This is a genomic window from Shewanella sp. M16 (assembly GCF_018224605.1).
GTDB lineage: Bacteria > Pseudomonadota > Gammaproteobacteria > Enterobacterales > Shewanellaceae > Shewanella > Shewanella oncorhynchi.
This window is the reverse complement of record NZ_JAGTUL010000080.1, coordinates 1-6,037: the sequence shown is the minus strand read 5'-3', so window position 1 is coordinate 6,037 and position 6,037 is coordinate 1. Positions and strand designations below refer to the sequence as shown.

The following is a 6,037-nucleotide window of genomic DNA, read 5'->3' as shown; positions in this document are numbered from 1 at the left end:
CTGATATCAAGAAAACTAAGCCAACAGCTTCGTCTGCAGTGTCAGATCTGTATAAAATACAGACTAAAGCCAAACCAACTATAAACAAATAAATTAAACTAGGAATATATGACTGATTAACTGCGGCCTCATAAAGACAGTACATCATGATTAATACACATATAATCAAGAAAACCATATAAATAAGAACAGGAACATAATCTTTAAAAAACTTAAGCATTCCTAAATAAGTCATATATAAAGCTTCTTTTTTGATTTTTTCCATATCTTCATCTTTCATAGCCATACATTTCCTGTTGTTCCATAAAATTAAGCCCCGAAGGGCTTAATAGTCTTTATCCTATGCCGCTTCTGCTAGTTGTTCTGCGTACTCGTTAACTTGCGCCAATACATCTTCAAGATTGGTCGTGTAGTCACATATCACTTCATAACCTGCATTACCATAAACAAGCATCACAAAACCTGTTCTTACAGCGGTAGGCGAAGCATAACAACATAGATAATCTAGCTCAGTAGTGCCTAAAGCCGCGACAATAACGGCTTTATCCGTTGTTATTGGGGTTGTTATTTCCTCACCATCATACACGGCCAGATGTAAGCCAGCCGCAAGCAAAGCATCTATCGTTTTATCAATAATTGCGGTTTCCATTTCTTGATCTGTCATAGCCAGCCACTCCGTTGGTTAAATGAAATTAAATAATCCTGCAAAGAAATAATACCCCAATGGGGAGGTTTTAAGCAAGAAATAATTTCAAGTATTTAGAATATTTTAAATACTTGAAACAAGTGGGGCGCGAGGTAGGGTTAACTGATTTTTTAGCGGTGAAAGTGTTGGTTTTGGGGTTTTAAATCTGGTGATCGGTTGGGGGGGAATCTCCCCTGGTTAATTCGCTGTTCAATTAACCAAGGGAGGACGTTCACCCAATATCTAATGCAACCGCAACCCAGCATTTTGCTCCATCGTAACTGTTACCACCCTCAGCTATGAAAACATGGCCCTCTGAATCAACAGCAAATGCACTAGGTTGTTCATGGGCAGGATCACGCAAGCTGTTTTTCCAACCATACACAGAACCTTGCCAAATGAGCACGACACCGTCTTGATGATCTGGGTTTTCTTCACGCCATTTATCAGCTATTTCTCTCAGATTTTTAGCTAAGCACATAATTTTGCCTTCTACTGCATATTTAACATAACTGCCGATTGAGCGCACATCGTTTTCAGACTCGACACAGTACCCCCGCCAAACGCTCAAAAAGAGAGGTTAACTAATCCGCTTAAAGGTCACTAGGCAGCATTTAAAAAGTGGTGAAATTCACCACTTTTAAGTTTTGGCAGTTTGAGAGCTAAATTACTTCAAACGCAGAATTTTTGACAAAACCCCTTTTACCCAATCATCCCGATTATTGAACCAGCGGATAACATCAGATTCAGGGTAAGTTGCCAACAAGTGAAGCTCGGATATTTTTACATTGTTTAATGTGCTACCATTATTCTCTAGCATGTTTATATACCTATTTTCGTGTTAGATGTTGTCGGTGTTAGATGTGAGAGTCGCACCGACAATTTTTTGTATAAAAAACGTTTTGAATATTTAAAATATTTAGAATATTTGAAATGCTTACACCTCCTTTTCTTCGTCAAATTTACTTTCCATTCCAGCTTCGAGATCTTGCTCGGCCATTCTTTCTTCTAATCCATTTATAGCAGATAACCACGCTATAACACCGCCTTTGCTTTCTTCATCTTTCAATGAGTGAAGCAGATAAGCAGCGGCAAGCTCAAGAGTCTGAGAGCGACCTCGGCTAATTTCTATGCCATTTTGTATTAAAGCGGTTTCAAGCTTTTTAAACTGCGTTGCTTGCCAGTCACTCGTCACCATCATTAACGAACTACGGGAAACAATAGATTTCTTGCGCCCTGATTTTTTTTTGTGGGTTTTAGTGCCAAGTTTATTACCCTCGACATTTGTCACGGTCAATTCTCTATTCATCCACTCAGGAGTCACGGTTTTTTTACTCATTTTAATGCCTCATTCAATAAACGGTTTATCTCTGCGCGAGCTTCACGACAGCCATATAAATTTTTAAAACTATCATCAAAAATGGTCGTAAATTGGTTAGTTGCGCGGGTTATCACGTTTCTTGTTTTTATCTTTACAGTGTCTTTAGGGGAATGTTTAACAAATAAACGATGATCAGCTAGTCGCAGATCAAGCCTGTTAATAACCTCAATAACCCGCGCACCATTCGCATGACAATGAGCCTCAAGCGTGGCGATATGAGGAAAGGCGGTATCAGTGCTTAAGGTCGAGGGTTCGTAAGGGAAAATAACAGTGCCATAGGGGGCGGTATTAGTATTCGGTGCCATATCGATGATAAGCAGATCATAGGCGTTATCAGCGGGTGGGGTTGTTAATACTGGGAACGGAAAACGGCAATTTGTACGTGAAGCAATTTTGCGACATGACCCTTGTGGATCTTCGTCAAAAATTGCCACTTTCAAACCTTTTTTATGAGCCGCCCCCGCTAACATAATTGCCAGAGTTGACTTACCCACACCACCTTTTTCATCCCACAGACTTAGAATTTTCATAACGCAGCCCTGCTTAATTGTTATCAACTGCAATCATAATAGCATATCGAATATTTGAAATACTAGAAATATTTTAAGTATTTTGAATATTTGAAATACTTAAAATAATTTTATCCACATTTTTTGTGTGTAAGCTGTTAGCTCTATTGATTACTTGAATTTATTCAATGGTTTATGGTGTTTATATGCTTTTGGCTCGTTTTTTGCCTTTCCCCTGCTAGACGCTTTTTTCTTTCAATTCACAAGTCTTAACGCAACTTAGGTGCTTAACGGTCGGAGACAAAACCAACTAGCAGCGAGGCTTTTAGTTCTCGCCCCTAATCGTTCTTTGATTAGGAATTGGCGAGGCATTAATGCTCTTAGTTCTTAGGTTCTCGCCCCTAATCGCTCTTTGATTAGGAATTGGCGAGGCATTATTGCTTTTGGGTGGATTTATCCACCGCTTTAAATCACTTTTAATAACTTATCTCTTTCGATAATTAAGATCTTATGGCTGAAAGCCTAAAAGAAGGGCTCCCGTCCGTTACTCCTTTTTCTTACTCCCATTTTATTGCTGTTATAAACGGCTTATCCACAAGCGGGTGAATTGCTAAAAACAGGAGTGAAATTTTTGCTGATACACGGCCATTAATCGGTAATTTTTGATTAGCTAGGGGCTCTTAAGCGTGGATTTTAGCGATTTAAAGCAATAGGGCATGGGGTAGCCTCACCAAACGAGGCGATAACGCTTAAAACTGCGTTTAATGAAGTGGGGGGGGTGAAACCGAATCCGCAAATAGATCAGCGGTAAAGCGTTTGTTAATTGGCAATTTTTTAATGAATTGACGCCATTCGAAGCACAAGCCCTTTTTCTCTTGCTTTTGTCTTGAGGCTTTAATCTGTGGTGTTAAGTGATGTGCCTTAGCGCCAATTGCTGTTAAGAACTTGTCGGATAGCCATTTATAAGCCGCGCGAGATCTCACAGTTTGACCATCTTCACTCTGTTGTTTTACTTCTTTAACAACAAAAACCCCTGCGGTTTTCAGCAGATCAATGTATCTATACCACGTTGAACTAGGCACAGCCTCGCCCCAGCGTTTTGCATGTTGTAACATCAACGCATCGTGGCTAGTCGTGTCCATCCCTATCTCTTTAGGTTTTCCGACTTGGCCACTGATTAGATCACACGTTGTAAGTATCGTTACAACGATTTGAAACAGTTTGCGCTTTGTGCGATCAGACATTTGAGAAGATACACCGCCATTATCGGTTTCAAAATTGCGGCTGTAGATCACCTGCCTTGCGTTGTTAATTAGCTCAAAGAAATAGCGAGGCATGGCTTTAGCACGATTAAACCCCTCAAGTGAGGCCGCATAAGGGCTAGAACCTACGTTCTTCTTTTGGATTTTAACAAAGGCCGCGACTTCGCGCTTTTTGGCGCGTAATTTTTGCCGTTTGATTCTCGCTGCGGCTCTGGCTGCGGCTCTGGCTGGCGAACTGTCGTTAGTGGATTTCATTAGACACGCCCCACATGCTACGCAACGAGGATCTAGAGATCATCGAGTGGCATATCGAGTTAGAGTGTCTAAATTTAGGGTGCTGCAAAGGGCAGCGAAGATAAATAGGGATCATTTTTTGAGTTCTCTAGGTTGTAAGGGTTCGGGTGATAAGTCCGAACGTTGGTTGTAATGTAATAGAAACAAATGGAAAGATCAACGATCCAGATTTGGATCGGTATATAAGAGGGGGGGGGAGATACTTTGACTTAGCTATTAAGCCGAGCTATTGAGGCCACGGCTTAATTGTGAATATTTTAAATATTTAAAATATCTTAAAGAAATCTTTTACAAGTGCGGTTAAATCACTCTCAGATTTAAAGCTTGTTAAAGAGGGCGTGACGCTATTTTTGGCATTATTAAAGACGTTTACTAAAATTAGATAAACGATTGTTTCAATAGCATTAAACGAGCTATATTTTGATGAAATATCACGGATAATCAGTTTATATTCATCGTTAAATGTATCAATGCTTTGGTCTTGTAATTTTAATCTGACGTTATTAGAGATAATAACGGATGCCTTATTAATCAATTGCTTAATGTCGGCATTGTCAGCAATATAAGACGCACTAAGGCCGCCCATAATTACCGTGGGATCTTCTTTTACGACCAAAAAAGATTCGATGACCTTCTCAAGTTTGGTTAGCTTAAGATTATGGGGATCAGAGGCTTGAGGCTTTTCTTTCAAAGTTTTCAGCTCTAAGTTTTTTTGATCGCGTAGATTAAGCGCACTCTCTAAAAACTCAGGGCGAACAAACCAGCCTTTTTGCTCGCCATGTTCGCCAAAAATGGCATTAAACTTTAGCTTAATATGTTCTTTGACATTAAAGGCATCGTTAACGAGCACTAGCTCACCTGCGGCTAGTTCTCGTTTAGCTCTAATCAAATTAGCTTTAACGATTGGGTCATAGTTCGCAGCAATCCACAGCGTTAAATCGTGTTTAGTCCGTAAACTAACAGACCATTCCTTTAATGCTAAAAGATTGAATTGGACGCTAGACACAGCCGCTTTTAACGAGTCCTTTAGTTCAAATGGAATAACGATAAAGTAACGATTATCCATTTCATTAATAAGCATTTCAGCTTTTTCAATATCGTTAAACATATAATAATCCTTTAAAAAAATAAGCCTCGGGTATCCCCTGACTCAATCAGCGTAAAAAAACAAAATAAGAAGCAACAAAAATAACGGTTAGCACTATCACAATTAAAATAGGCAGCCACTCTATAAACTTTTGCATATTCATTGAAAAAATCCTCAACTGCGTGTTAATCTTAAATAAGGGGGCGGCAACCCCCTTGTGTAACACGTTAGTTAATTAGCTTGTCTAGGGCTACAATCAAGGCTGTTATTGTTAGCGGGATGCTCACCATCAACGCTAGAATTTTCAACCTCATTTCAACTAACTCCAACTGAATTTTTTTGATTTCTAGTGTATTCTTTTCGGGGCAAACCACCGCACTAGATTGAGTATTCTTTTTCCGTTTCTTCATGTTCCCTCTCACTTTTAGGTTAAAGCCCGATTGCCTTAACCTCTTGATTATATTAGCCTAAACAGCTAATTTAATCAATTCAAATATGTGAAATATTCGAAATACTTAAAACGGTTTAAGCACCTTTTTCTGAAAGCTTAGCCTCAAGGCTAGCTAGTCTATCTTTGCACTGGGCTAACCATGCGCCCCGCTGATTTGCTTCTTCACGGGTTCGCGCATTTTGCAAATGTTCACGGGCATATTTAACATCGATTTTTACAGATTCGATCAGTTCGATTAGAGTCATGATTAACAATCCTTTTTTTGGTCTTGGACTATTCCCGACCACAAAGCCATTATACCCCCAATGGGGGGTAAAGTTCAATATCAAGTATTTGAAATATTTGAAATACTTAAAACATTTAATGCC

The 6,037-nt window shown here is 39.4% G+C and carries 9 protein-coding genes; all 9 read right to left on the bottom strand.

The genetic code is table 11. The features are described from left to right. The coding region (locus tag KFE26_RS23105; RefSeq protein ID WP_212601851.1) for a hypothetical protein at positions 1 to 286 on the bottom strand (286 nt) is incomplete at its 3' end. 54 nt (positions 287 to 340) lie between these two features. Then, the gene (locus KFE26_RS23100) at positions 341 to 664 is read right to left on the bottom strand and encodes a hypothetical protein (protein WP_212601850.1); all 324 of its coding nucleotides are present in this window, start codon (positions 662 to 664) and stop codon (positions 341 to 343) included. A 253-nt stretch (positions 665 to 917) separates the two neighbouring features. Then, entirely contained in the window at positions 918 to 1,166 is a 249-nt protein-coding gene (locus tag KFE26_RS23095; RefSeq protein ID WP_212601849.1) for an antirestriction protein ArdR, read from the bottom strand. A 456-nt stretch (positions 1,167 to 1,622) separates the two neighbouring features. Then, entirely contained in the window at positions 1,623 to 2,024 is a 402-nt protein-coding gene (locus tag KFE26_RS23090; RefSeq protein WP_212601848.1) for a hypothetical protein, read from the bottom strand. Continuing rightward, positions 2,021 to 2,596, bottom strand: coding sequence for a ParA family protein (locus tag KFE26_RS23085; protein ID WP_212601847.1), 576 nt, complete (start codon positions 2,594 to 2,596; stop codon positions 2,021 to 2,023). The genes KFE26_RS23090 and KFE26_RS23085 overlap by 4 nt, the downstream gene beginning before the upstream one ends. Positions 2,597 to 3,336: 740 nt before the next feature. Next, complete coding sequence (locus tag KFE26_RS23080; protein ID WP_212601846.1) at positions 3,337 to 4,092, bottom strand: hypothetical protein; 756 nt, start codon at positions 4,090 to 4,092, stop codon at positions 3,337 to 3,339. Positions 4,093 to 4,396: 304 nt separating this feature from the next. Then, entirely contained in the window at positions 4,397 to 5,239 is an 843-nt protein-coding gene (locus tag KFE26_RS23075) for a hypothetical protein (protein WP_212601845.1), read from the bottom strand. A 206-nt stretch (positions 5,240 to 5,445) separates the two neighbouring features. Next, positions 5,446 to 5,628 carry a hypothetical protein gene (locus KFE26_RS23070; protein ID WP_212601844.1) on the bottom strand — a complete coding sequence of 61 codons (183 nt, stop codon included), beginning with the start codon at positions 5,626 to 5,628 and terminating at the stop codon, positions 5,446 to 5,448. A 115-nt stretch (positions 5,629 to 5,743) separates the two neighbouring features. Then, a partial coding sequence (locus KFE26_RS23065) for a hypothetical protein (RefSeq protein ID WP_212601843.1) occupies positions 5,744 to 6,037 on the bottom strand: 294 nt, incomplete at its 5' end.